At 69.4% G+C, this 21,941-nt stretch carries 34 protein-coding genes and 1 pseudogene; 29 read left to right on the top strand and 6 right to left on the bottom strand.

All coding sequences use genetic code 11. The annotated features are described in order from the left end of the window. Together AOK15_RS18970 and AOK15_RS18965 are read right to left on the bottom strand one after the other, a co-directional pair. A partial coding sequence (locus AOK15_RS18970; protein ID WP_055518353.1) for a type II secretion system F family protein occupies positions 1-576 on the bottom strand: 576 nt, incomplete at its 3' end. Then, a pseudogene (locus AOK15_RS18965) lies at positions 560-1,171 on the bottom strand (ATPase, T2SS/T4P/T4SS family); the annotation flags it as partial. The gene AOK15_RS18970 and the pseudogene AOK15_RS18965, both read right to left, overlap by 17 nt. A gap of 36 nt (positions 1,172-1,207) precedes the next feature. Here AOK15_RS18965 and AOK15_RS48325 point away from each other — a divergent pair. After that, positions 1,208-2,704, top strand: coding sequence for a recombinase family protein (locus AOK15_RS48325; RefSeq protein ID WP_055518351.1), 1,497 nt, complete (start codon positions 1,208-1,210; stop codon positions 2,702-2,704). A 38-nt stretch (positions 2,705-2,742) separates the two neighbouring features. On the opposite strand, the gene AOK15_RS18955 is transcribed toward AOK15_RS48325, so the two are convergent. Then, positions 2,743-3,753 carry a helix-turn-helix domain-containing protein gene (locus tag AOK15_RS18955; RefSeq protein ID WP_420876927.1) on the bottom strand — a complete coding sequence of 337 codons (1,011 nt, stop codon included), beginning with the start codon at positions 3,751-3,753 and terminating at the stop codon, positions 2,743-2,745. A 189-nt stretch (positions 3,754-3,942) separates the two neighbouring features. On the opposite strand from AOK15_RS18955, the gene AOK15_RS18950 reads away from it, so the two are divergent. The 21 genes from AOK15_RS18950 (at position 3,943) to AOK15_RS18855 (ending at position 16,557) form a co-directional block, all read left to right on the top strand. Continuing rightward, complete coding sequence (locus AOK15_RS18950; protein ID WP_079058565.1) at positions 3,943-4,248, top strand: helix-turn-helix domain-containing protein; 306 nt, start codon at positions 3,943-3,945, stop codon at positions 4,246-4,248. A 17-nt stretch (positions 4,249-4,265) separates the two neighbouring features. After that, a complete protein-coding gene (locus AOK15_RS18945) occupies positions 4,266-4,781 on the top strand; it encodes a hypothetical protein (RefSeq protein WP_055518346.1) in 516 nt (171 codons plus the stop codon). Further along, on the top strand, positions 4,778-4,984 hold the full coding sequence (locus tag AOK15_RS18940; protein ID WP_055518344.1) for a hypothetical protein: 207 nt from the start codon (positions 4,778-4,780) through the stop codon (positions 4,982-4,984). The genes AOK15_RS18945 and AOK15_RS18940 overlap by 4 nt, the downstream gene beginning before the upstream one ends. After that, a complete protein-coding gene (locus AOK15_RS18935; protein WP_055518342.1) occupies positions 4,981-5,226 on the top strand; it encodes a hypothetical protein in 246 nt (81 codons plus the stop codon). The genes AOK15_RS18940 and AOK15_RS18935 overlap by 4 nt, the downstream gene beginning before the upstream one ends. Then, positions 5,223-5,540, top strand: a complete 318-nt coding sequence (locus AOK15_RS18930; RefSeq protein WP_055518337.1) for a hypothetical protein — start codon at positions 5,223-5,225, stop codon at positions 5,538-5,540. The genes AOK15_RS18935 and AOK15_RS18930 overlap by 4 nt, the downstream gene beginning before the upstream one ends. Further along, positions 5,537-5,962: a hypothetical protein gene (locus AOK15_RS18925; RefSeq protein ID WP_055518335.1), complete on the top strand. Its 426-nt coding sequence runs from the start codon at positions 5,537-5,539 to the stop codon at positions 5,960-5,962. Before AOK15_RS18930 ends, AOK15_RS18925 begins: the two co-directional genes overlap by 4 nt. A 79-nt stretch (positions 5,963-6,041) precedes the next feature. Next, positions 6,042-8,714 (top strand): helix-turn-helix domain-containing protein, encoded by a 2,673-nt coding sequence (locus tag AOK15_RS18920; RefSeq protein ID WP_055518332.1) that lies wholly within the window; start codon positions 6,042-6,044, stop codon positions 8,712-8,714. A 52-nt stretch (positions 8,715-8,766) separates the two neighbouring features. Continuing rightward, complete coding sequence (locus AOK15_RS18915) at positions 8,767-9,198, top strand: hypothetical protein (RefSeq protein ID WP_055518330.1); 432 nt, start codon at positions 8,767-8,769, stop codon at positions 9,196-9,198. Positions 9,199-9,300: 102 nt separating this feature from the next. Continuing rightward, positions 9,301-9,792 carry a single-stranded DNA-binding protein gene (locus tag AOK15_RS18910; protein WP_055518328.1) on the top strand — a complete coding sequence of 164 codons (492 nt, stop codon included), beginning with the start codon at positions 9,301-9,303 and terminating at the stop codon, positions 9,790-9,792. Further along, complete coding sequence (locus AOK15_RS18905) at positions 9,792-10,265, top strand: HNH endonuclease (RefSeq protein ID WP_055518325.1); 474 nt, start codon at positions 9,792-9,794, stop codon at positions 10,263-10,265. The genes AOK15_RS18910 and AOK15_RS18905 overlap by 1 nt, the downstream gene beginning before the upstream one ends. 10 nt (positions 10,266-10,275) lie before the next feature. Beyond that, on the top strand, positions 10,276-10,476 hold the full coding sequence (locus AOK15_RS18900) for a hypothetical protein (RefSeq protein WP_055518323.1): 201 nt from the start codon (positions 10,276-10,278) through the stop codon (positions 10,474-10,476). Next, positions 10,473-11,096 (top strand): hypothetical protein, encoded by a 624-nt coding sequence (locus tag AOK15_RS18895; protein WP_055518321.1) that lies wholly within the window; start codon positions 10,473-10,475, stop codon positions 11,094-11,096. Before AOK15_RS18900 ends, AOK15_RS18895 begins: the two co-directional genes overlap by 4 nt. A gap of 32 nt (positions 11,097-11,128) precedes the next feature. Next, on the top strand, positions 11,129-11,338 hold the full coding sequence (locus AOK15_RS18890; RefSeq protein WP_205632168.1) for a hypothetical protein: 210 nt from the start codon (positions 11,129-11,131) through the stop codon (positions 11,336-11,338). Positions 11,339-11,434: 96 nt separating this feature from the next. Then, positions 11,435-11,803 carry a hypothetical protein gene (locus tag AOK15_RS18885; RefSeq protein WP_055518317.1) on the top strand — a complete coding sequence of 123 codons (369 nt, stop codon included), beginning with the start codon at positions 11,435-11,437 and terminating at the stop codon, positions 11,801-11,803. Further along, positions 11,800-12,180, top strand: coding sequence for a DUF6907 domain-containing protein (locus tag AOK15_RS18880; protein WP_055518315.1), 381 nt, complete (start codon positions 11,800-11,802; stop codon positions 12,178-12,180). The genes AOK15_RS18885 and AOK15_RS18880 overlap by 4 nt, the downstream gene beginning before the upstream one ends. Beyond that, positions 12,177-13,289: a hypothetical protein gene (locus AOK15_RS18875; protein WP_055518314.1), complete on the top strand. Its 1,113-nt coding sequence runs from the start codon at positions 12,177-12,179 to the stop codon at positions 13,287-13,289. Before AOK15_RS18880 ends, AOK15_RS18875 begins: the two co-directional genes overlap by 4 nt. Further along, positions 13,286-13,462, top strand: a complete 177-nt coding sequence (locus AOK15_RS45670) for a hypothetical protein (RefSeq protein ID WP_167738830.1) — start codon at positions 13,286-13,288, stop codon at positions 13,460-13,462. Before AOK15_RS18875 ends, AOK15_RS45670 begins: the two co-directional genes overlap by 4 nt. Beyond that, a complete protein-coding gene (locus AOK15_RS18870) occupies positions 13,459-13,785 on the top strand; it encodes a hypothetical protein (RefSeq protein WP_055518312.1) in 327 nt (108 codons plus the stop codon). Before AOK15_RS45670 ends, AOK15_RS18870 begins: the two co-directional genes overlap by 4 nt. A 103-nt stretch (positions 13,786-13,888) precedes the next feature. Further along, positions 13,889-14,083 carry a hypothetical protein gene (locus tag AOK15_RS18865; protein WP_055518310.1) on the top strand — a complete coding sequence of 65 codons (195 nt, stop codon included), beginning with the start codon at positions 13,889-13,891 and terminating at the stop codon, positions 14,081-14,083. 78 nt (positions 14,084-14,161) lie between these two features. Then, positions 14,162-14,341, top strand: a complete 180-nt coding sequence (locus AOK15_RS18860; RefSeq protein ID WP_055518308.1) for a DUF6257 family protein — start codon at positions 14,162-14,164, stop codon at positions 14,339-14,341. 83 nt (positions 14,342-14,424) lie between these two features. Next, a complete protein-coding gene (locus AOK15_RS18855; RefSeq protein WP_055518306.1) occupies positions 14,425-16,557 on the top strand; it encodes a cell division protein FtsK in 2,133 nt (710 codons plus the stop codon). 193 nt (positions 16,558-16,750) lie between these two features. On the opposite strand, the gene AOK15_RS18850 is transcribed toward AOK15_RS18855, so the two are convergent. The 3 genes from AOK15_RS18850 to AOK15_RS18840 all read right to left on the bottom strand — a co-directional run bounded on the left by AOK15_RS18850 (position 16,751) and on the right by AOK15_RS18840 (position 18,811). Then, on the bottom strand, positions 16,751-17,290 hold the full coding sequence (locus AOK15_RS18850) for a PIN domain-containing protein (RefSeq protein WP_055518304.1): 540 nt from the start codon (positions 17,288-17,290) through the stop codon (positions 16,751-16,753). Next, complete coding sequence (locus AOK15_RS18845; protein WP_079058563.1) at positions 17,287-18,429, bottom strand: helix-turn-helix domain-containing protein; 1,143 nt, start codon at positions 18,427-18,429, stop codon at positions 17,287-17,289. Before AOK15_RS18845 ends, AOK15_RS18850 begins: the two co-directional genes overlap by 4 nt. 184 nt (positions 18,430-18,613) lie before the next feature. Next, entirely contained in the window at positions 18,614-18,811 is a 198-nt protein-coding gene (locus tag AOK15_RS18840) for a hypothetical protein (protein WP_107099442.1), read from the bottom strand. Positions 18,812-18,995: 184 nt separating this feature from the next. Here AOK15_RS18840 and AOK15_RS18835 point away from each other — a divergent pair, with 184 nt between their 5' ends. From AOK15_RS18835 to AOK15_RS18810, 7 genes are all read left to right on the top strand, one after another. Beyond that, positions 18,996-19,196: a hypothetical protein gene (locus AOK15_RS18835; protein WP_055518298.1), complete on the top strand. Its 201-nt coding sequence runs from the start codon at positions 18,996-18,998 to the stop codon at positions 19,194-19,196. Beyond that, complete coding sequence (locus AOK15_RS45080) at positions 19,193-19,405, top strand: hypothetical protein (RefSeq protein ID WP_157870299.1); 213 nt, start codon at positions 19,193-19,195, stop codon at positions 19,403-19,405. Before AOK15_RS18835 ends, AOK15_RS45080 begins: the two co-directional genes overlap by 4 nt. 14 nt (positions 19,406-19,419) lie before the next feature. After that, positions 19,420-19,620 carry a hypothetical protein gene (locus AOK15_RS18830; RefSeq protein ID WP_055518296.1) on the top strand — a complete coding sequence of 67 codons (201 nt, stop codon included), beginning with the start codon at positions 19,420-19,422 and terminating at the stop codon, positions 19,618-19,620. Between the two features lie 547 nt (positions 19,621-20,167). Further along, positions 20,168-20,650: a hypothetical protein gene (locus AOK15_RS18825; RefSeq protein ID WP_055518294.1), complete on the top strand. Its 483-nt coding sequence runs from the start codon at positions 20,168-20,170 to the stop codon at positions 20,648-20,650. 148 nt (positions 20,651-20,798) lie between these two features. Further along, positions 20,799-21,197, top strand: coding sequence for a PASTA domain-containing protein (locus tag AOK15_RS18820; RefSeq protein ID WP_055518291.1), 399 nt, complete (start codon positions 20,799-20,801; stop codon positions 21,195-21,197). Between the two features lie 129 nt (positions 21,198-21,326). Beyond that, positions 21,327-21,536, top strand: a complete 210-nt coding sequence (locus AOK15_RS18815) for a hypothetical protein (protein WP_055518289.1) — start codon at positions 21,327-21,329, stop codon at positions 21,534-21,536. A gap of 88 nt (positions 21,537-21,624) precedes the next feature. After that, the gene (locus AOK15_RS18810) at positions 21,625-21,930 is read left to right on the top strand and encodes a hypothetical protein (protein WP_055518287.1); all 306 of its coding nucleotides are present in this window, start codon (positions 21,625-21,627) and stop codon (positions 21,928-21,930) included. The last annotated feature ends 11 nt before the right edge of the window (positions 21,931-21,941 follow it).

Genomic DNA, 21,941 nt, shown 5'->3' with positions numbered 1-21,941 from the left:
GCCCGCGCCCCGGTCGACGGCCACCCGCCAGCACGCGGCGAGCCCCAGCAGTCCGTCGGCGCCCGGTTGCCGCGCCGCGTCGGCGAGCGCGCCCGGCACGTCCCCGCCGAACCGGGCCGCCGCCAGCACCACCGCCTGCGCCTCTCCGAGCCCGCCCGAGTCCCGTGCGGCCCGCAGCAACGCCTCTCCCGGCTGCCGTCCGGCCCGCACCTCCCCGGCGAGCGCCGAGCACAGCGCGACCACGGCTTCCCCGCGCCTCTCGTGGGCCCGGCGTTCCTCCGCCGCCCGCCTCACCCGTCGCAGCAGCGGCACCCCGGCCGCCCCGGCGAGGACCGGCAGCACGGAGGCCCCCAGCACAGCGAGGAGCAGCCCCGCCACCGGCGCCCACCACTCGAACCCGAGCTGCCGCACCCGGCCGACCACCCTCTGCCAGGGCGGCGGTCCGATCACCCCGCCCCCGGTCAGCAGGGACCGGGCCCGTCGAGGGACGCTGTCCCGGCCCCCGCCCACCATCCAGGCCGCCGCCCCGGCACACACCAGGGCCACGCCGGCCGACGCCTCATCGACTCCCGTCACAGGCCCTACTCCCTTCCCGCAGTTCGCCCCGGAGCAGCCCTCGCAGCCGCTCCCAGCCCCGCTCGTGCACGAACGCCTCCGCGCCCCATCGCAGCGCGGGCACCGTCACGACCAGCCCCGACGCGTCACGCTCCAGCACATGGATCTCGGCGATCCGGCGCCGCCCGTCCCGGCCCCGCACCAGATGCAGGACCACCGACAGCGCGGCCGCCAGCTGGCTGTGCAGGGCGGCCCGATCGAGCCCGGCGGCCGTCCCGAGCGCCTCCAGCCGGGCCGGTACCTGTCCGGCCGCGTTGGCGTGCAGGGTGCCGCAGCCGCCCTCGTGGCCTGTGTTCAAGGCGGCCAGCAGGCTCACCACCTCCGGGCCGCGGACCTCGCCGACGACGAGCCGGTCGGGGCGCATCCGCAGCGCCTGCCGCACCAGGTCCTGGAGTTCGACGAGGCCGACGCCCTCCTGGTTGGCCGGTCTGCCCTCCAGCCGCACCACATGCGGATGGTCGGGCCGCAGTTCCGCCGAGTCCTCGGCGAGCACGATCCGCTCACCCGGGTCGACCAGGCCGAGGAGCGCGCTCAACAAGGTCGTCTTCCCGAACCCCAGATAGAGACACCACTAGTCCGGCACACTCGGGGCATGAGCAGCACTCCAACGGGGGGCACCCGGACGCGCGCGGTCATCTACTGCCGCATCAGCCAGGACCGCACCGGCGCCGGCCTCGGCGTCGACCGGCAACGCGAAGACTGCCAGGCGCTCGCGGAACGTAACGGCTGGGACGTCGTCGAGGTGTACGTCGACAACGACGTGAGCGCCTACTCCGGCAAGCTCCGCCCCGACTACCGGCGCATGCTCGCCGACCTCGACCAGGGCACCGCGACCGTTGTCATCGTCTGGCACACCGACCGGCTCACCCGCTCGATCGTCGAGCTGGAGGAGTACATCGAACTGTCCGACCGCCGCGGCATCTCCACGCACACCGTGCAGGCCGGGACGATCGACCTCGCCACACCGTCCGGCCGGATGACCGCGCGGATCCTCGGCGCCGTCGCCCGCCAGGAGTCCGAGCACAAGGGCCACCGCGTCGCCCGCGCCCGCCAGCAGAAGGCCATGGCCGGCGAGTGGGCGGGCGGCATCCGCCCGTTCGGGTGGGGTGTGCCCACCGGGGAGACACGCACGAAGGTCGACCGGCGCACCGGCGAAGAGACCGAGGTGCCCGAGCTCGACATGAGGAAGGCCGTGCCGGAGGAGGCCGAGGCCCTGCGCTACTGGACGGACGAGATCCTGTCCGGCGGGTCGATCCGGTCGTTGGTGAAGTGGTGCGCCGACAAGGGCGTCACCACGACCCGCGGGAACGCTGTCACCCACCAGGACATGCGGGACATGCTGCTGCGCCCCAGGAACGCCGGGATCGCCGTCTACAGGGGCGAGGAGGTCGGCCGGGGGCAGTGGGAGCCGATCGTCGAGGAGACGAAGTTCAGGGCCGTCGTGGCAGTCCTGAAGGACCCCTCACGCAGGACGACACCGGGGGGCACACCGAAGTGGCTGGGTTCGATCCTGTACCGGTGCGGCCGCGGCGACTGCCCGCACTTCGTGTACGTCACCCAGTCCGGCGGCCGCTCGTACCCGTCGTACCGGTGCCAGACCGGGCACGGCGGCGGACGGCGCGCCGAGATCACCGACCAGTACGTCGAGGACACCATCGTCCGGCGCCTGGAGCAGGACGACGCGCACGAGCTGCTGCTGCCCGGACCAGACGACATCGATACGGCCAGCCTCCATGCGGAGGGCGAGCGGATCCGTCAGCGGATGCGGGACCTCGGCGGCCTGTTCGGTGCGGGGCAGCTGGAGCTGGCGCCGTTCACCGAGGGCATGGAGACCGCCCGCGCGCAGCTCGACGGGGTGACGCGGCAGCTGGCCCGTGCGGCAACCGTGGATCCGCTCGTCGGGTTGGTGGGGGCGCCGGATGTTCGGAAGGCGTGGCGGGGCCTGGATCTGGAGCAGCAGCGGACGGTGCTGCGGTCGCTGGTCGAGGTGACGCTGAAGACGCCGCGGCCGGGGCGGATGCCGGACGGCGGGTACTTCGACTACGACGCCGTCGTCTTCCACTGGAAGCGGGGGCGGCCGCCGATTTAGCGAAACCTCTTGGCGACGCGTTCGGTCGTTTCCTGCTGTTAAGCCTTGCTGCCCGGATACTGCGCACCCGCCTTATATGAGGAAGACGGCGTATGCGCTGGCCGCGGTGGCGGCTTTTCGTAGTCACCCTCCTCGTCACCCTCATAAACGGGGTGCAATTGCATGATCAGTTCATCACCCTTTGCTGCACGAATGGAATCGATTCGCCCAATAAGGTACTGGTAATGCCTTTCCATCTCGCGCTGCTGAGAGGTCGCCTGCTGCAGCATGGCCCTCGCCATCGTAGTTTGCTGCCGAGCCATCTCTTCCCTCTCCATGGCTTGGGCGAACTGACCTGCCGCCGCGTTGACCTGCATACCAATTTCACCTAGCCGTCGCTCGACCGCCTTAGCTTCCGCCTGCAACTCTTCGTCATTTGGAGGCCACTTCATTTCCTCGGGCGCGTCATGGCTAAAGCCTGACCCGAGCAGCCAGTCCACCGTGGTACCTAGGGCAAAGGCGATTGCTTTGGCCTCCGCCATCCGGAGAAGCCGCGTCCCGTTCTCCAGGCGCCTGATGTCCTCGTTTTCGAGGACAGGCTCCTTTCCTGCAAGCCTCTTCGCCAAATCCTCAAGCGAGATCCCCTGCAGCTTGCGATAGCGTTTGGCCTGACGCATAAAGATGTCTTGCGCAAGGTGCCCAGATTGGACTAGTTCAATTTCACGAGAGTCCAAAAGCCTGTAATCGGGTGCAGCCACTACCACATCACCCTCGCGGCCAGCGCCGCCCGCCGGGGTAGATGAGTTGTCGAAGAACGGACCGTCAAGGTCGAGGCCATCCAGCACTCGCTTCTCAGTGCCCGGATGCCAGTCAAGGGCGCCAACGAGGGCATCGACAGACTTGGGCCACCGCGTTGGGACTCGCCCTTCCTCGATCAGTTGAATGCTCTTCTCCGAGACCCCTGACATTTCAGACAGCCGCTTCCGGCTGTAACCCTGGCGCTCGCGCGACTTCCTGATCACGTCACCGAGGCGGGCCCAGTCGCTGGGCCCCCACTTCATGCCTGCCACTTGAACCCCTCGCCCCTGTCAACGATTGGCAACAGTCTTGCTACCACCCTAGAGACTGGTAACGAGTCTGGCAATAAGGCATGACTAGCCGTCATGGACCCACCGCCTGACCAGGCAACTTCCTGGTTACCCTCGGTAGGTTGGCACTTTTACTTGTCTCATTGCCAACCATTGCCATAGTGTCTGGTCATGAAGACGGACGGACGCCTGATCCGGCGTAAGAGGATCGGGCTGGGCCACGGCATGAACCGCTTCGCCGCCCTCGTCGGCATCAGCGGCGCCGCACTCAGCCGCATCGAGAACGGGCAACGCAACCCACGGCCCGAAACGCTCAAGAAGATCACAGATGCACTCGGCTGCCAGATCAGCGAGGTCATAGCCGAGGAGGCCGGTGCCGGTCCCGCGTGCGAGGCGGGATCGGCTGCCGGAAATGACGAAGAGGCCGCGTGCGAGGCGGCCTCTCCTGTCGAGCAATCCGTCACTACCTGCAAGTAAGGAACGGGACAGCTCTGATGAACGATGAAACCACGAGAACGACGACGTCGACCAGCCCGGCCATCAGCGGCGCCGACGAGGCGGTGAACCGCGTCCTCGACGCGAGCCGCGACAAGATCATCGCCGTCCTCCCCGAGGTCGTCGACAAGGCCGCCCGCGAAGCCTTCGCCGACTACACCCCGGAAGCCGCCGCGCGGATCGCCGAGACGATGATCGGCATCCTCATCGGCACCATCTGCCGCGACTACCCGGGCGTGTGCACCGACACCGAGCCGGGCCACTTCGATCACTTCAATCACGAGCACTCCGTGACCAACAAGGACGGGGAGCACATCCTCGACGTCGGGTTCGTGCAGCTCTCCGACGGCGGCCCCGCGGCCATCTACATCGGCGGCATGCACCACGAGGACCTGCGGCCAGAGGAGGTCCGGGCGAAGACCGCCGAACTCCGCCGCCTGCTCGACCAGGCCGACGAGATGGCGGACAAGGTCATCGCCATGACCGCGGTCCACGCGGGCGGGGTGCAGGCATGAGCACGCTGACCACCCGCGAGCGCATCATCCGACAGCTGAAGACCAGTCACGCCGAGATGAACCGCATGGGTCTCGGCAGCCCCGCCCTCGACGAGTTCAACGCCGAGGTGATCCGCCAGGTCACCGAGGCGGCGGACCCGGCTGCCACCCTCGACGCCATCGTTCAGGTGATGGCGGAGCACCGCGCCGGAGCGACCGCATGACCGGCATGACGAACACCGGAGTGGCCGCAGGGGGAGCCTGCGGCCGCCCGGCCCTCAGCGAAGCCGAGCAGACCCGCCGGGCCGCACGCCCCGTCCGCTTCGAGGACCCTGCCCGCAACGCCGCCTACTGGGCCCGGATCGACGCGATCGTGGCCGAGGCTCCGCCCTTGACGAACGAGCAGAAGGCGATCATTCGCACGGCCTTCAGCACCGCCACGACCAAGGCTCGGGAGGCGGCGTGACGCGCACCCCGCAGGACACGTTCCTGTCCGACCAGACGCTGGCCACCGCGCGGACCGCGGCCGCCGACCCGAGCACCGTCCCCGTCGCGATCACCGCCGCCAACGGCGAGCAGTGCACCTGGTGCGACTGCCCCGACGGGCCGGACTCCCCGCACAACCAGCGCGGTTACCGCTGCCCCGGCTGCCCGGCCACGGCGGCGAACGTCGTCAGCACCTTCGCCGCCCCCAACCTGCGGTACGACTTTCCGGCCTGCGACCGGCACACCACCGACATCGTGGCGTCCATCGCCCACCTCGTAGGAGGCGCCAAGTGAAGGGCACCGTCCACATTCAAGTCGGTCGGTTCGACGCCAAGGTCCACAGCCCGTTCGAAGCCAAGGACTACATCAAGGACCTGCCCCGTACCTGGCGCGCCTGGGACAAGGCAGAGAAGTGCTGGGTCGTGGAGCTGTACGCGGTCGACACCCTCACCGCCACCCTGCGCGCCGCCGGGTTCACCATCCGCACGACGCACGACGCGGGCGCCCGGCAGCAGTACAGCGCGCCGCCGCCCAGGGCCGAGCGGAACGCGGACACCTGGGCGGACTCCATGTACAAGGCGCTCGGCAGGGACCTCGGAGACAAGGCGTACAAGGCGCTCGTCCCCGTCCTCCATCCCGACCGCGGCGGCGACACCGTCTGCATGCAGCAGCTCAACGCCGCCCGCGACAAGGCCAAGCTCCAGCCCGCCCGGTGACGCGAGCGCGGCGCCGCCAGAGGGTAGCGCCGCGCCATCACGAACACCATCGGCATCACGGGAAACGAGAGACACGTTCGTGAACACCAACACCGAGCCGCTGGCCGCAGACCCGGAGACCACCCGGGCCTGGCTCGCCCCCCGTTTCGAGGCGCCGGGCCTCGTCTCGCTCTGCTCCAAGAACAACTGGACCGGCATCCAGACCGATGACCTGGACCGCGCTGTCGCATGGGTCATGGAGGAGGATCGCACCGGTGCGGAGGGCATCTACTGCCGCGTCACCACCGTCACGTCGCGGTTCCCCGCCGGGACCCGAGGCAGCGCGCGCGACTCCCGCGCCCTCTTCGGCATGTGGTCCGACATCGACTTCGGCAACGACCTCCACAAGGCGACCGACCTGCCCGGCAACGCCGACGAGGCTCGCGACGTCCCGCGCTTCGCGAAACTCCCCGAGCCCACACGCGCCGAGCACTCCGGCGCAGGCCTCTACGTCTGGTGGGAGTTCGAGAAGCCGCTCGTCATCGGCGAGGACATCGACTTCGACGACGCCGCCGAGCTCGCCGGGAACTGGCAGAACATCCTCCAAGCCGGCGCGAAGACGATGGGCTTCGGCTACGGCACCGGCGTCAGAGATCTCGCGCGGGTACTGCGGCTGCCCGGCACCGTCAACCGCAAGCCCGGACGGACGCCGACTCTGTGCCGGGTCATCGAGGACACCGGTGTGCGCTTCCACGCAGACGACATCCGGCAGATGGCTGCCGACCTGAAGCCGAAGCCGAAGAAGCGCGCGGCCCCCAAGCCATCCGCGCCGCGCGGCAATTCGTCACGCCCCGGTCCGGCGCGCGGCGGCCGAGGGCCAATGGAAGTTCTCGGCGATCACGCGTGCTGCGGTGAGATCCTCATGCACGTCGGCGCGACCTACGCCGAACAGCTCCCAGGCAACTGCTCGTACTGCGGCTCAGGGTGCCAGCGGTGGAATCGCCCCGGCTGGGACGACACCTGTTCCAAGGACGGCATCGCGGTCCACAAGGACGGTGCCGCTGTCACGATCCGCACCGACAACTTCCCCGGCATCACAGCCGCCGCGATCGGCCACGTCCTGTCCTCCGGCCAGTTGTTCGCCGCACTGCACCACGGAGGCGACGAGTCCGAAGCCTCACGCGACATCATCCGCGCCGCCCACGGCCGCGACGGTGCGAGCGCCGCCGCCCAGGCCCTGCCCGCTGCCGTCCTCAACGACGTCCGCTCGGCCACGGCCCGCGAGGAAGACAGGCAGCACGACCAGGACCAGGCCGAGCAGGCCGCCGAAGACGAGCCGGAAGCACCGCCCTCGGGATCACCCGCCGCGCTACTCGCCGAGTTCCTCCAGCAGATGCAGACGTACATCCACCTCAACGACTACGGGCACATCATCTTCTCCCTCGCCGTCGCCGTGTCCTCCGACCTCGACGGCGAACCGCTCTGGGGCATGCTCGTCGGCCCGCCCTCCGGCGGCAAGAGCGAGGCCGTCAAAGCCCTCGACGACTCCGCCGACGAGCACGTCGACGACATCACCGGGCCAGCCCTCCTGTCCTGGATGCCGGGCAAGAACCCCAAGCCCGCAGGCATCCTGACCCGCATTCCCAGCCGCGCGTTCGTCACGATCTCCGACTTCTCCACCGTCCTCGCCACGTCCGACCGCGGCGGCCGCGACACCCTGTTCGCGCTCCTCCGCCGCGCCTACGACGGCCACGTCGTCCGCGAGGTCGGCAACTCCCCACGCCCGCTGACCTGGACAGGACGCCTCACTCTGCTCGCCGCAGTCACCCCGGCCATCGACAACTTCTCCTCCCACACCGACGCGCTTGGACCCCGGTGGTTGTACTGCCGCCTGCCCGAGACCGACAACGCCCACAAGAAGGCGACCGTCCGCAAGCGCCGGAAGATCGAGGGGCTCGCCGAGAAGCAGGCCGAGGCCCGGCGCCGCGCGTCCGAACTCGTGCGTGTCGCCCGCCGGGTCGTCGGTGACGTCGAGCTGGACGACGAGATGTACGACCAGCTGGAAGACGCGGCCATGCTCACCTGTCTCGGTCGCGCCGCCGTTCCACGCAACGCCTACGGTCGGCGGGAGATCGACGGCATCCCCGTCATCGAGGAGCCTGCCCGCGTCACCGGGCAGATCGTCGCGCTCGCCAAGTCGCTTCTCGCCCTCGGCGTGCCCCGCGGCCAGGCCCTGGCACTCGCCGGCAAGTGCGCCCTCGACACGGTGCCGCAGGCCCGTCTGGCCTGCCTCCGGCAGCTCGCTGGTGGCGAGGCCATGACCGTCTCCGAAGTCCGGCGCCGCACGGGCCTCAACCGGCATGTCGCCCGACGGGCGCTGGAGGACATGGAGGTCCTGGAGCTGACGACGTGCCCGCGCCACGAGAAGGACGAGGACACCGAGGAGTCGGGGTTCCCCTCGGCGAACCCGTGGCAGCTGGGCGAGGAGCGGGCTCTGGTGACGCGCGTGCTGGCCGCACAGACCGCTACCGAACAGGCGAGCGATTCCGAGGGCTCCCCCTTGGCACGAAGTGTTGGTTACCAAACCCCAACCCCCCAAGAAAGAAACCTTAACGATCTTGGGAAGCGCTCGTCAGAAGGTTCCGGTACGCGCGCTACCCACACTTCGGGCCAAGCAACGTCCCAGGCAGCGCCGCCCCCAGCGCCCGAAGACGCGGGGCTGTGGGACGTGCCGCTCGAAGAGCCCGACGACGACTGGGCCCAAGCCAGCTGAGACTTCCGGCCGTCACTCGGCAGCCGGCCAACCCAACCGGAGGAGAACCACCGTGAGTATCACCAGCGCAGATGTCCGCAGCCTGAGCCACTGGATCGACGAAGCCACCGCCACCTACATCGCCGACCTCTGGAACACGGCCTACCCGGGCATGCGCGCCACCCTCACCGAAGAGATCAAGCGCGTCACGCCCTTCGCCGAGGCCAACGACGAGCACAGCGACCACTGGAAGGGGCACGCGATCCGCGCCAAGAACACGCGCAAGCGGCTGGCCCAGCTGGACAACGGCACGTACCGCGGATGCACCCGCAGCCCCGGCGGCTTCAGCATCTCCGGCGCTCTCACCGAGGTCAGCGCCATCGTCCACATGCGAACCGGATACCTGGCTGGCCCGAACGACGGCAACGTCTACCGGCTGCTCGCCGAACTCTCGGACTCCACCGCGGCCCGGCACGCCCAGCTCGCGGCCGTGAGCGACGCCTGACCCGCACAACATCGGCCGGGCCCGCGGTTATCGGGCCCGGCCTCCCACCCAGCATCTCGCGTGTCTGCCATGCCAGACACCGCCTACCCGAAGGAGTCCGCCATGGCTGGCGAGACCGTCATCACCGTCGTCGGCAATCTGGTCGACGACCCCGAACTCCGCTTCACCCCGGCCGGCATCGCCGTCGCCAAGTTCCGCATCGCCTCCACCCCCCGCGTCTACGACCGCCAGGCCAACGAGTGGAAGGACGGCGACCCGCTGTTCCTCACCTGCTCGGTGTGGCGGCAGGCCGCCGAGAACGTCGCCGAGTCCCTCGCCAAGGGCACACGGGTCATCGTCCAGGGCCGGTTGAAGCAGCGCTCATACGAGGACCGCGAGCAGGTTAAGCGGACCGTGTACGAGCTGGACGTCGACGAGGTCGGGCCGACCCTCGTGCGCGCCACCGCCAAGGTCACCAAGAACCCGGCGAGCGGCGGGCAGCGACAGGCAGGTGTTTCAGGTGAAACACCCGACCCGTGGGCGAACGCCCGCCCTGCGAACGGGCAGCAGCAGGGTGGCGGATGGGGTGGCGCGCAACAGGAGGCCCCGTTCTGATGCATGCCTACATGGAACTGCAGGCCTCCCACCCGGACGGCTTCAAGACGGTCCTGCTGGACGTCGAGGACTACGAGCGCCTCGGCCGCCGGGTGCTCAGTATCGGCAGCCACGGCTACGCCCAGATGTGGACCGGCGTCACCGTCGCTCTGCTGCACCGCTGGCTCATGGACGTGCCCGGCGGTACCGGCTACCGCCTGCTCGTCGACCACATCAACCGCGACCGACTCGACTGCCGCCGCAGCAACCTGCGCCTGGTGACCCCGTCCGAGTCCAACCTCAACCGCTCAATCCCGGAGCGTGACCTACCGCTCGGCGTCTACCGAGTGCGCTCCGGCCGGTACCAGGCCGCGCTGAAGCGGAACCGGGTGCGCATGTACCTCGGCACCTACGACACCCCCGAGCAGGCTGCGGCCGCCATCGAGGCCGCCCGCACCGAGGCCGACGGTCCCGCCGTCCGTCCAGCCGCGTGAGGAGTACGACATGACCGACACCGAGCTCCAGATGCTCCTCACCGGCGTCGCCCTCGGCGCCCAGGGGATGAGCATCCTGCATACCTACTGGGCCAGCAAGGACGCCCGCCGCAGCGCCGCCCGAGCCGCGGCCGCCGTCAAGCGGTCGGCCGGTGACCGCTACCTGTCCAGCCTCCGCCTCTACCAGCTGCAGCACCGGAGCCCGGTATGACGGCGACTTGTGGACTGTGCGAGCGGGACCTGGAGCACGGCTACCTGTGCCCCGGCTGCGCTCTCGGCACCGCTCGCCGCCTCGACCGGATGCCCCGCCTGTACGAGGCCCTCGCCGCGTTCCTCCACCCTGGCGGCCGCCGCCCCGAACTGGGGCGGTCCCGGCCGACCGAAGCGCCGATGCCGATCGCCGAGCCCGCGTTCAGCCTGCGCGGGCCCGGCGGCATCGTCGGCGTCCTGGAGGACTGGCGGTCCGCGATGCAGGCAGACCGCGGGTGGGGCGAGCCCGCCAGGGAGGGCGGCACCGAGCGCCGCGTCGCCGTCGCGGCGCGGGCGCTGGCCATGAACCTGGAGTGGATCGCCGCGTCGTGGCCGATGGCCGGCCCGTTCGCCGAGGAGATCCGCGGCCTGGAGCGGGATGTCGCGTCGATCGTGAACCCACCCGAGCGGTCGCTGCGGCTGGGCAACTGCCCGGCCGTGTACGAGGACGGCGTCGTGTGCGGGGCGGTGCTGCGGGTGCCGGCGGGCACGGCGAAGGTGGAGTGCCGGTGGTGCGGGTGCGAGTACCCGCCGTCCACCTGGCTGGAGTTGAGGTCGCTTCAGGGTGGCGAGGCAGCGTGACTATAACGGCCCCCCGTGATAGTCTCTGCGTTGTGACCGAAGAACCCTGGAGGGTGCGGTTCCAGCGTGAGGACGAGCTGGTGGAACAGCTCCAGTCACAACTGGCCGAAGCCCTGAAGCGGCGCGGTGAAGCGCTCGCCGAAGGCAAGGCCGAACTCGGCAGTTCCTACAAGGTCGCGAAGGAACTCGGCCGGAGCTACACCGTCATCAACGACGCGATCAAGAAGTACTCAACCGAATAGAGCGGGGCCGGCCGTCAGCTCCCGGGTGGTGGAACACCCGAGGCGCGCGCGACGACCGACCCCTCACCGAACGTCCTGACCTAACCAGGAGTCGGCATGACCGATCATTTCGCGTGCGCCGAAGCGCCCGCAAGTTCCCCGTCCACCCCCACGCAGAACCCGGGCGACGCCCGCGACCTCCGCAACCTGCTTCAGGCCGTCCTCGAAGCCGTCACCCTGCCCTACGACACCGCCGAGTACGCGCGCCGGATGGAGGAGCGGGCCGGCTGGGTCCGCGCCACCGTCCAGGGCGCCCTCGCGGAGGATCCGGCGGACATCGGATGGAACGCGGACTACCTCCGCGGCAGGCTCCGCGCCGAGGAGACCGAGGCCGCCGAGAGGGCCGCCAAAGCTTCCGTCGACCGCGCCTTCCCCCTCGTCGCCCAGTTCCTCGCCGACGAACGCGCCCGGGGTGAGCAACAGTGACCGAGTCCCGCACGATCACCCTGCCCACCGAGGACCACGGAAGCGTCACGCTCCCCGAGCCCACATGGTGCGTCGGCCACGCCGACCACCGGCCCGACACCTACCGCGCCGACATCCTCCACAAGGGCCCCGACGTCACCCTCACCTTCCGGGCCGCCGAGGTCATCACCGCCTGCCTGGCCCAGTCGCCGTTCGCGACGCCCGGCACCCCCAGCCTCGGCGGCCGCACGGTCGGCGTCTCCGTGTACCCGCCCGGCCGGACCCTCGCCCCGGTCGGCCTGTACGAGCTGGCCTCCTTCCTCGACAGCTACGCCGACCGCTTGCGCGACCTCGCCGACCAGCTCACCTCGATCCTCGCCGGAGGTGAGGGCCAGTGAGCACCCCGCGCGAACTCACGAACGGGCAGGCCGGAGTGCTCGGCACGGCCGCCGCCCTGATGGTCGTCGTCGGCGGGTTCGGCGCCTGGGGCACCTACAGCAACGCCGTCGCCGAGTTCCACCGGCAGGCCACCGCCGCCGGTGTCGTCGCCGCCGGCGAGGGCCTCACCCTGATCCTCGCCATGGTGATGCTCGGCCGGACCATGCTCGGCCAGTCCTCACCCGCCATCGTCCGCGGCGGCATGTGGCTCGCCCCGCTGTCCGCCAGCGGCATCGGCATCACCATCGCCAGCGACACCCGCGAGGCCGCCGTGTACGCCGTCACCCCGCTCGCCATGTCCGGCGCCGCCGAGGGCCTCGGCTTCATCGCCCGGAGCATCGTCGTCTACCGCACCGGCGTGGACGCCGAAGTGATGCGCCGCAACGCCGACGCCGCCCGCCAGCTCGCCTTCCAGCGGGCTGTCGCCGACGGCCACCCCGGCAAGCTGCGGCGCAAGATGGCCGTCCGCCAGTACTGGAGGCTCGCCAAGTACGTGGGTGTCGGCGACACCGAGCTCGGCGCCGGCCTCGTCGACGTGCAGCGTGTCCGCGTCCGCGATGGCGCTGATGCGGCCCTCGCCTCCATGTACGGCGGACAGAGGTCCCAGCAGGACCCCAGTCCAACCCCGGCCCGGTCGGCGCAGGCCGTGCTGCGGGAGAAGTTCGCCGAGATGGACCCCGCCGACGTGATCCGGATCGCAGCGGATGCGCACCCTGATGCGCCCCCGCCCGAGCTGGCCGCGCTCCTCGTCTCCTACGGGGTCGTCGTCGACGCCGTGCAGGTCGCCGTCGTCCTCGGCCAGCAGCCCCCCGAGTACGAGGTGCATCGACCCGATGCGCCCGCGCATCAGCAGGTCAGCGAGCTGGAACCGGTCAACCTCCAGGGCGCCGTCGAGGAAGCCGCCTCCACCCTCGGCGCGGACGCATCACCCCGCGACATCGCCGAGCACCTGGCCCAGCACCGGCGCCTGCTCGTCGACGAGCCGTACATCCGCACCGCCCTGTCACGGGCCGCGAAGAAGCCCCAGCCGGAGACCCCGGCCAAGCCGATGGAGGGTGGATACGCATGATGCGCCTCGCCTTCGGCGCCCTCCTCGGGTTCCTCGTCGCCTACCCCTCGCTGCTCTCCGGCGTCCTCGCCGTGGCCACCGCGGTCGCCTCTCAGCCGGTCGTCCTGGCGGTCGCCGCCGGGGTCATCGCCTGGCCGCGCATCACCCGCCGCATCAGGGGGTGGGCCCGATGAGCGATGCCCTCGACAAGGCCGAGCAGGCGGTCCGCAACGCGGAGACCGACACCGCCGCCGTGCAGCTGGCGCTCGCAGCGATGGAGCTGGCGAAGCTCGCCACCCAGCAGCAGGCGCAGGCGCCCGTCCATCAGTGCCAGCACGACCACCGCAAGGCCGGCCGCTCGACCGGCGAGTGGATCGGTATCGCGTGTGCGGTGTGCGTCGGCTCCATCGGCCTGGCGTTCGCGAGCCTCGCGTTGGCGATCCTCGGCGGCGTCGGCGCGATCGTCGTCCTCGTCGTGCGGGACATGTGGCGCGAGGCGCAGCGCAAGGGCCGCTGACCTGCCCTTCCGTCCTCGGCAACCGTTGCCGTCTGAGCAACGGTTGCGGGGGCGCGGTGGGGCCGGCCAACCGGCCAGCCCACAACCCGAAAGGACACCCGCCATGGGACTCAGGAACACGCGCGCCTTCGCCGCCACCCACGTCGCAGCCCAAGCCGCGATCGACGCCGAGAACGCCTCCCCCGAGGACACGGCCGCACTCACCCAGAAGGCCGCGGAGAAAGCCGCCCGCGCGGCCAGCCTCGGCGTAACCCCCGAGACCATCGCCGCCACTACCGACCTGCGCCGCCGCCGCTGACAGCTGCCCGCGGCACCCGACCCGTGCGGGTGCCGTGGGGAGCCGGGACAGCCCCGGACCGCCAGGGAGGAACCCACCGTGGCCGACAACCCCGACATCGCGTTCTCGGACTTCACCGCCATGGAGAAGTTGCAGGTCGTCGCCCTGACCGCCCGTATGGCCAAGCGCGGCGCGGCCGGGGACGGCGTCGACATCAGCGACCTGCAACGCAAGGTCGAACGCATCGAGCGCCAGGCCGCCCGCCGCAAGAAGAGGTAGCCGCGCCCCGGGGACGGCGTCCAACCGCCAAGCCGTCGCCGTCCCCGGGCTCCCACCCTCCGGAGAGAGAAGGAAGCACCAGCATGACCGAGACCGCGCCCGAGCGCGTCAACGGACACACGGCCCCGCAGGTATCGCTCCTCAAGTTCGCCCCCGAGCCCGACACCGCCCCGGCCCCCGAGACGACCGTCGAGGACAAGCCGCGGCCCCGCCGCCGCGTCCGCATCGACCACCTGCGGCGCGTCGTCGTCGAGGCCCGCGAGCACGGCTCCTACCGGGCCGTCGTCCGGCACGGCGCCTACGTCGTCGGCGGCGCCCGCCTGCTCACCCGCCGGGCCTGGGACTCCCGCACGACCGCCCGGCACGAGCGCATGATGCGTGCCGCCGAAGCCGCAGGTCAGGAAGACGTCGCCCGCGACTGGGAGCAGCGCGCCTACATCTTCCGCCAGTCCCGCCACCGGCGCCGCATGGAACTCCTCCAGCTGGCCATCAACGCGCCGAAGGCCCTGTTCATGGGCGCCACCGCCGGGGCCGGCGTCCTGCTGCTCCTCGGCATCATGCTGGCCTGGGCCAACCACGACGTCGCCGACGTCCTCACCCCGCTCGCCACCGTCATCCAGTTCGTCGCCTGGGTCGCGTTCATCGCCGGCGTGGTCTGGGACCCGCTGCTCGCCTGCCTGCCGTGGATCGCGCTCGCCGGGGTGTGGGCGGTCGGACGGCACCGGCAGATGGCCCCGGCCTGGGCTCTGCCCGGCGACCCCGAACAGCGGGACGTCGTCCCCGACGAGGGCGCCATCCTCAAGGCCCTCGGCAACCTCGGTATCGCCCCGCTCAACAAGGCCATCAAGGAAGGGTGGCAGCCGCGCTGGGTGTCCCCGACCACCCGGTCCGGTGGCGGATGGCACACGCAACTAATGCTGCCCATGGGCGTCAGCGTCGAGATGATCGCCGACAAGAAGGAGGTGCTTGCCCACAACCTGCTCAGGAAGCCGATCGAGGTATGGCCGACCGAGCCGCGCGACCAGGCTGGCGTACTCGATCTGTGGGTGGCCGACCCTGGCGTCCTCACCAAACCGGTGCCAGCCTGGCCGCCCCTGACGGAGGGCACGACCGACTTTTTCAAGGGTGTGCCGGTTGCGATCAACGCACGTGGCGACCAGGTCATCGGCCGACTCATGGCGGCGAACTACCTGATCGCCGGAATCATGGGATCTGGCAAGTCATCGCTGGTCATCGCCCTGCTCCTCGGCGCGATGCTCGACCCGCTGGTCGAGATCGACGTGCACGTCCTGGCCTACAACAGTGATTACGACCCGATGCGGCCCCGCCTGCGAAGCCTGGTCAAGGGCGATGACGACGAGCACGTCGTTGCGGCCATGGACACGCTGCGCCGCCTCGCTGCGGAGGTGTCCCGTCGCGGGCAGGAGCTGGAACGCATCGGCACGGACACCAAAGTCACTCGCGAGATGGCGGAACGCGACCCGTCCATGCGGCCCCGCATCGTCGTATTCGACGAGGTCCACGAGCTGTTCACACACCCGGAGCACGGCAAGGAAGCCAAGGAACTGGCGCTGAAGGTCACCAAGAAGGCCAGGAAGACGGCCATCATGCTGCTGTGGATCACCCCTGATGCGGATGCGGCGAGCCTGCCGCGCGGGATCTCCAAGACCGTGTCCCACCGGGTCGCGTTCGCGATCAACGACCATCAGGGCAACGACGCGATCCTCGGCACCGGCATGCACAAGAACGGGTACTCGGCGACCACCCTCGTTGCAGGTGAGGACGTCGGCACCGCCATGGCCGCAGGCTTCGGGAAGACCCCTGGGCTGATCCGCTCCTACTTCGTGCGGAAGGAGGCAGGCATCGACGAGGTGACGCCGGTCGTCGAGCGGGCCATGGCCCTGTACGAGGGCACCGCAGCCCCGGAGGCGCCCGCCTACGCGCCGGCGGACCACCTCGCCGACATCCTGACCGTCCTCGGCCACGAGCCGAAGCTGCGCACTCAGGACGTCCTCCACCGGCTCCGCGACCACAACCCCGGCGAGTACGACGGCTGGTCGTTCCGTGATCTGCGGCGCGTCCTGAACGACTGCGGGCACGGCGAGTACAAGACCGGCGGCGGTGTCATGCACGTCAGTCGGCAGCGGATCGTGGACGCCATCGCCGACCGTGAGGACGCCACCCAGGACGGCGACGAGGACGACCTCGACGAGTAGGGAGGCGCCCGGATCCCAGGGAGTTCTCCCTACCCGGCTCCCTGCCCTGCCTCCCTGTACATGACCTGCGGAAATGGCCAATCGGGGAGGCAAGGGAAGCAGCATAAGAAGCCATTCCCTGCCCCTTGAAACGGGGCGTCGGCCTCCCCCGTGCTGCTTCCCTCCCTGCCGAGGGTTTTGGACGGTTGCCCGGTCAGCCTTGTGTGAAGTCGTGGTAGCTCGCAGGTATGCGAACCCCGCGGTTTGCATCGTCCATCCGTTGAAGGACCTGCTGCGCCTCGTCCCACTCCAGATCCCCACTGGCGTGGAAGTCTGCAAGCAATCGCGTGGTGTCCCAGGTCGTGAGGCTGTTGCGGCCAGCCATACGAGCCGCATCCCGATCATCGGTGAGCAGAACCGCCCCAGTGAGCTCAACTCGCGTACGCATCGCGTGGATGGACTCGGCCTCGCCTAGGTGGAGGGTCGGCTCGTTGCGGGTACCGCCGAGCGCGGTGCGAAGACGACCGACGTTCTTCTGGTCCTCCGTCCGGTTGAGTTCGATCGGCTCACCGAGCCAGCCCTCGTCGAGTAGCGGCTGCAGTGCCGGAAAGTTGTGGACCCACTTCCGTAGCTCGGCGTCCACGGCCTGCGTGCAACGAGGCGTGCGTACGGCAAGGCCCGACTTGAGCAGCTCCATATCGCCTGATGCAGCAAAGTTGATCACAGAGCAGGCGTCGGTTATCAGGATCGTCACGGAGTGAACACCGGTTCCTTGTCCTCGGCCACCTCGCTCGCAGCTCCGTCCAAAGCCTCATGCAGCAGGTCCGTCTCGCATCCAAGGACGCGCGCTGGCCACTGGGCGCTGATGTCGCCAGCCACGAACGCCCGCAGGCAACGTTCCACGAGCGCCTCCGGTAGCCGCTGCCTGCTCTGATGCTTGACCAGCTCGAAGTAGCGGTCTTCCCAGCCGCCTTCTCGTGCCGCCTCGGGCGCGGACATACAGGCAAGGCGGCTTCGCTCAGCGCCATCGACGAGGCCCAGATTCTTGAGTCGCCAAGCCAGTGCATCTGAGGAAACGAGGAAGTCGCCGACCAGGGAGGCGAACAACGTCGGTGTGATCTTGTCTTTGACTCGCTCCCGGATCTCCTGCTCTGGCATGAGCAGCGCGGCGGCAAACGAGTTGGCGCGCATTTCTGCGATGCGGTGGTGCGTGGACATGACGTCCTTGTCGACGACGAGGCCCATCGTGTCAACGTCCCCCGCGAGGTGATGTTCCAGTTCGTGAGCCAGGGTGAAGCGTTGACGGCTCCAGGCGGCATCCGTGTTGATCACGATGATTCGGCAGTCCTCGCTCCGCCAGGAGAGGCCATCGAAGCCGGGGCCGAACGGCTGAGCAGCGACGTGGATGCCAAAGGCGGCTTCGATTGCGCTGGGCATGTCGGCACGGAAGTCATGGGCCAGGAGAGCACGTGCAGCTTCGGCCAGCGTTGGGCCATCGGCGATTGCCAGCCCACTGAACGCAGGGCGCTCCCAACCGACGAGTGGTGAGATGACCTGAGCGATTCCGAGATCGTTCAATGCCGCCTCGGTCTCGTCGAAAGTCTCGGCGCGCTTCACGGCCACCTCCCACGCGGGCGACTCGTCCGAGTCATCGCGGGCGGCGAGTGCGACTGCAGGCGGCCGCTTGCCTGTGAGCAGGTAGTCAACGGTCGTACCGAAGTGCTCGGCGATGGCCGCCAGCTCGTAGGTGGAGAAGTGGCGATCCCCGCCGAGAGACAGGGACATCTTCGGTTTCGTGATTCCGATGGCTTCGGCCAGTTGGGTCTGGTTCATCCCGGCGCCATCCATGAGTGACCGGACGCGGCTCTGTAGGGTTTCTTCCTCGTTCGGCATGCCTCCAGGATACCCGGGATTTTCGAAAATCGAAACAGGTTGCACCGGCCCTCACCTGCACAAATGATCTGCACGCTACGTGAGAACTGCAGCTCAGGCGCCATGCGGGAGACCTGGGGCGCGAGAGGCATCCGCCAGACGGTTGTTCGAATGAGAGCGCGCCTGTCTGCCCCAGCTCGCCAGTTCAGTGTTCCCACTCCTGTGGTCCGCCGCCGCGCCATTCGATCAGCCCGGACGCCGCGACGTATGTCTCGTCGGCGTCCTCATTCCCGGCCCAGTGCAGGAACTCAGCAACGTTCCGCAGGCTGTGCGCCCGGCCGAGGATCTCGCCGACGACGCGCACACGGCGTCCGTCGTCCTCGTCGGGCAGGTAGATGATCAAGGGCGTAATGGAAGCCCTAAGTCAGCGTCGCCTATACGGCAGCAGGGCGCATCCTCATGCCTCTGGCCGGGTGAGAGACCCCTGGCAAACCGCACGATCAGGCGGAGCGGCGCTCACGCGAGTCGGGCAGTAACTCAGGCATGAACAGTGAAGGTCAAACGGCAGCTGCTTCGGGCAGATCCACATGACCCCCGAGCAGCGCCGAGCGCTTCTCGGCGACGAGGTCATCGCGCGAATCCATGAAGAGGTCGAGGCCGCCGCGCGCGACTTCGAGAGTGCGCCGCCCGAGGTTAGGGCCGAGGTGATCCGCCGGCTCCGGCCGATCCTCGCACCGGCCGCAGCCCGCTTGCAGGCACGCAGGGCCGCTGAGGTGAATGCGACATGAGCGAGCCGTTCTCCTTCGAGAACGCCGAGCGAACTATCGGTGAGGCCGGCATGAAGGCCGCCGAGCGGAACGCGGCGGAGGCGCCCCCGATCAGCCCGACGATCCGTGCGCAGGTACGCGCGGTGGTCGCGTCGGCCCGCGCTGCACCGTCAACCCCTTCAGCAGTTCCCGCCGAGAGAGACGAACTTGTTCCCGACGCAGACGCGTAGAGCACCATGAGCTCATGGAGTCACAGAACCTGAGGCCCGGCCACCTCACCGCCCACCAGGCCGCGCAGCAGCTCGGCATCACCCTCGCCGGCGTCCGCAAGCTCGTCCAACGCGGGCGCCTGAGCCGCTCCGGCGGCACCGAGCGACAGCCCTGGTACGCCGTCGCAGACGTCACCGCCCTCGCCGCTACACGGCCCACCCGCAACGCCGCTTGACCGCAGGTCAGCCGCGTGTCACGATCCCGGTGAACAACTGTGCCCTCAAACGGCACCCACACGCCGCTCGGGAACCCGAGCAACAGAGGTCCAAAAGCCCGCTGGCCACGACCCACGGACGCCCGGACCAAGACCAGGGACCGGCCACCACGCTCGTCGCAGGGAGCGGCTGGTCCCTTTCCACGTCTCTAGCGAAGCCCCAGCCGGGTAGGGCTGGGGCTTCACCGATTCGTGGATCAGGCGATCTTCTCCACGACTCGCATGACCAGATCGATCAAGGCGATCACCACCGCCCAGAACGCCCAGTCCGGTCCAGAGCCATTGGGCTCATCGGGCAACGGACTCTGCCTCCTCCTGTCGGAATCACCAGCACCTGGAAGTAGTGGTGGGGAGCCCGATCTGCGACGCGGAAGTGGCGAGCGTCACTCACTAGAGGAGTAAGGCACGGAGAACGGCCGCGCCGCGTGTCACAGGACGGCCACAGCGCCGACAACCCCTGCGACGTGACGACATGATGCCCCCTCAGCCACACCACCCAGGGGGAACCATGCGCACCCGCGGAGCCATCAGCGCCGTCACAGCCGTACTCGCCCTCACCCTCGTCGGCTGCATCGGCAGCGACGACGACGGCAAGGCCAACAGCGGCGGCAACTCCTCGGCGCCCGAGGCTCGTCAACTCGACACGGCGCCGAACATCGCCGATGCGCTCAATGACGCCGGGTTCACCGCGTCCACGCCCAAGGAGCGGACCGACGAGTCGTACATCACCAAGGTCGGTGGCAAGTCCTACGGCCTCACGATCACGGACAAGGCTGGGCAGGCCGCGGCCGGCGAGAGCGGCATCAACATGTTCCCCAACGCCGAGTCGCTGAAGGCGTGGATCCCGCTCTCCAAGAGCTTCGGCGGAGTAGCCGTCACCGGCGACACCTGGGCAGTCAGCCTGCCCACCAAGAGCAAGGAAGCCAGGGCCGACAGCCTGCGCCTCGCCCCGAAGGTCGCCGAAGCCCTGGACGGCACAGTGCAGCGCTGACCGCCTCCAGCCAAGGCCCCGCCCGACAGCGGGGCCTTCGCCATGTCCGGCACCCATTCGTGTCACAGGACCGCCACTCCACCACCACGACCACCCCAAACGGCGCATGATGCTCCCTCAGCTCACGCAACACCCGTGGGGAAACAACATGGACAAGCGCACCATCGCCGCCGCACTCGCCGCCGCAGCCCTGCTCACACTCACCGCCTGCGAAAGCGACACCAGCCCAAGCAAGCCGGACAGCACAGCCCAGGACACCAGCAAGCAGCCCAAGACGGACGCCAGCACGAAAACACCCGACGAGGCCACCGACGAGGCCGAGCCGGAGACCAGCGAGGTGCCCGACGTCGTCGGCATGAACCACGGCGAGGCGCAGAGCCTGCTGCGCAGCAAGGGCTTCATGGTCAACGAGGAGGACGCGTCGTCCGAGGGCCGCTGGATCCTCGACAACAGCAATTGGAAGGTCTGCCGCCAGGACCCGGCGCCGGGCACCACGGGCGCCCTCCGCGTCGCCATCTACTCCGTCAAGCTCGACGAGTCCTGCTGACCATCCACACCACTCACGACGAGCCCCCGGTGACCTGAACCCGGGGGCTTTGTCGTGCCCGGCGGCGGCGCGGAAGGGCACGGGCGAGGGGCTGCCCCACCGCGCCGCCGCCCATCCAACGGAGGCGCCATGCCCCACATCCCCACGGCGCCCCACAGCGCCGCCGAAGCCGCCCACCAGCTCGCCCGGCAAGGCGCACACGTCCACCTCGTCTCCGAGGGACACAGCACCTGCCTCAAGGGCTGCTGCGGGCCCGAACCGCTCACGCTGCCCGACACCGTCCGCGAGCGGGCCCGGCTCACCCGCCTCACCCTCGCCATCGAAGCCCAACGCCGCTGACCACGTCACAGGACGGCCACAGCGCGTACGGACGCCCCCGGACGGCGGCATGATGCCCCCTCAGCGCCACATAGCCCTGGGGGGAACCATGCGCACCCGTACAGCCATCACAGCCGTCCTGCTCGCCCTCGCCGCCACCACGACCGCCTGCGGCGGCGACAAGGCCGACCCCGCAGCCTGCAAGGCCGCCATGGAGAAGCAGTTCGAAGACGCCAAGGACGGCAAGGAAGGCAGCCGCCCCGACGCGTGCGACGGCGTCGACGACAAGACCGTGAAGAAGTACGCCGAGGAGATCGTCGCCGACCAGACGACCAAGGAAGTCGAGAAGTCGCTCGACGACATGGAGAAGGAAATCGACGACACCCTCGAAGAGCTGGAGACCTCGACTCCCTGACCCGCTGGAGG

The sequence above is a fragment of the Streptomyces ossamyceticus genome (assembly GCF_001418475.1).
Classification (GTDB): Bacteria; Actinomycetota; Actinomycetes; order Streptomycetales; family Streptomycetaceae; genus Streptomyces; species Streptomyces ossamyceticus.
The sequence above is the reverse complement of the archived record's forward strand: the minus strand, read 5'-3'. Positions and strand labels throughout refer to the sequence as shown.

What these genes read in the sequence shown, in the direction of transcription:
- AOK15_RS18815 (WP_055518289.1), top strand. Translation starts at nt 21,327, where the DNA reads ATGCCCCACATCCCCACGGCGCCCCACAGCGCCGCCGAAGCCGCCCAC.
- AOK15_RS18855 (WP_055518306.1), top strand. Translation starts at nt 14,425, where the DNA reads ATGACCGAGACCGCGCCCGAGCGCGTCAACGGACACACGGCCCCGCAG.
- AOK15_RS45080 (WP_157870299.1), top strand. Translation starts at nt 19,193, where the DNA reads ATGAGCGAGCCGTTCTCCTTCGAGAACGCCGAGCGAACTATCGGTGAG.
- AOK15_RS18900 (WP_055518323.1), top strand. Translation starts at nt 10,276, where the DNA reads ATGACCGACACCGAGCTCCAGATGCTCCTCACCGGCGTCGCCCTCGGC.
- AOK15_RS18935 (WP_055518342.1), top strand. Translation starts at nt 4,981, where the DNA reads ATGACCGGCATGACGAACACCGGAGTGGCCGCAGGGGGAGCCTGCGGC.
- AOK15_RS18950 (WP_079058565.1), top strand. Translation starts at nt 3,943, where the DNA reads ATGAAGACGGACGGACGCCTGATCCGGCGTAAGAGGATCGGGCTGGGC.
- AOK15_RS18895 (WP_055518321.1), top strand. Translation starts at nt 10,473, where the DNA reads ATGACGGCGACTTGTGGACTGTGCGAGCGGGACCTGGAGCACGGCTAC.
- AOK15_RS18835 (WP_055518298.1), top strand. Translation starts at nt 18,996, where the DNA reads ATGACCCCCGAGCAGCGCCGAGCGCTTCTCGGCGACGAGGTCATCGCG.
- AOK15_RS45670 (WP_167738830.1), top strand. Translation starts at nt 13,286, where the DNA reads ATGATGCGCCTCGCCTTCGGCGCCCTCCTCGGGTTCCTCGTCGCCTAC.
- AOK15_RS18910 (WP_055518328.1), top strand. Translation starts at nt 9,301, where the DNA reads ATGGCTGGCGAGACCGTCATCACCGTCGTCGGCAATCTGGTCGACGAC.
- AOK15_RS18865 (WP_055518310.1), top strand. Translation starts at nt 13,889, where the DNA reads ATGGGACTCAGGAACACGCGCGCCTTCGCCGCCACCCACGTCGCAGCC.
- AOK15_RS18830 (WP_055518296.1), top strand. Translation starts at nt 19,420, where the DNA reads ATGGAGTCACAGAACCTGAGGCCCGGCCACCTCACCGCCCACCAGGCC.
- AOK15_RS18825 (WP_055518294.1), top strand. Translation starts at nt 20,168, where the DNA reads ATGCGCACCCGCGGAGCCATCAGCGCCGTCACAGCCGTACTCGCCCTC.
- AOK15_RS18820 (WP_055518291.1), top strand. Translation starts at nt 20,799, where the DNA reads ATGGACAAGCGCACCATCGCCGCCGCACTCGCCGCCGCAGCCCTGCTC.
- AOK15_RS18885 (WP_055518317.1), top strand. Translation starts at nt 11,435, where the DNA reads ATGACCGATCATTTCGCGTGCGCCGAAGCGCCCGCAAGTTCCCCGTCC.
- AOK15_RS48325 (WP_055518351.1), top strand. Translation starts at nt 1,208, where the DNA reads ATGAGCAGCACTCCAACGGGGGGCACCCGGACGCGCGCGGTCATCTAC.
- AOK15_RS18870 (WP_055518312.1), top strand. Translation starts at nt 13,459, where the DNA reads ATGAGCGATGCCCTCGACAAGGCCGAGCAGGCGGTCCGCAACGCGGAG.
- AOK15_RS18940 (WP_055518344.1), top strand. Translation starts at nt 4,778, where the DNA reads ATGAGCACGCTGACCACCCGCGAGCGCATCATCCGACAGCTGAAGACC.
- AOK15_RS18810 (WP_055518287.1), top strand. Translation starts at nt 21,625, where the DNA reads ATGCGCACCCGTACAGCCATCACAGCCGTCCTGCTCGCCCTCGCCGCC.
- AOK15_RS18945 (WP_055518346.1), top strand. Translation starts at nt 4,266, where the DNA reads ATGAACGATGAAACCACGAGAACGACGACGTCGACCAGCCCGGCCATC.
- AOK15_RS18905 (WP_055518325.1), top strand. Translation starts at nt 9,792, where the DNA reads ATGCATGCCTACATGGAACTGCAGGCCTCCCACCCGGACGGCTTCAAG.
- AOK15_RS18845 (WP_079058563.1), bottom strand. Translation starts at nt 18,429, where the DNA reads ATGCCGAACGAGGAAGAAACCCTACAGAGCCGCGTCCGGTCACTCATG.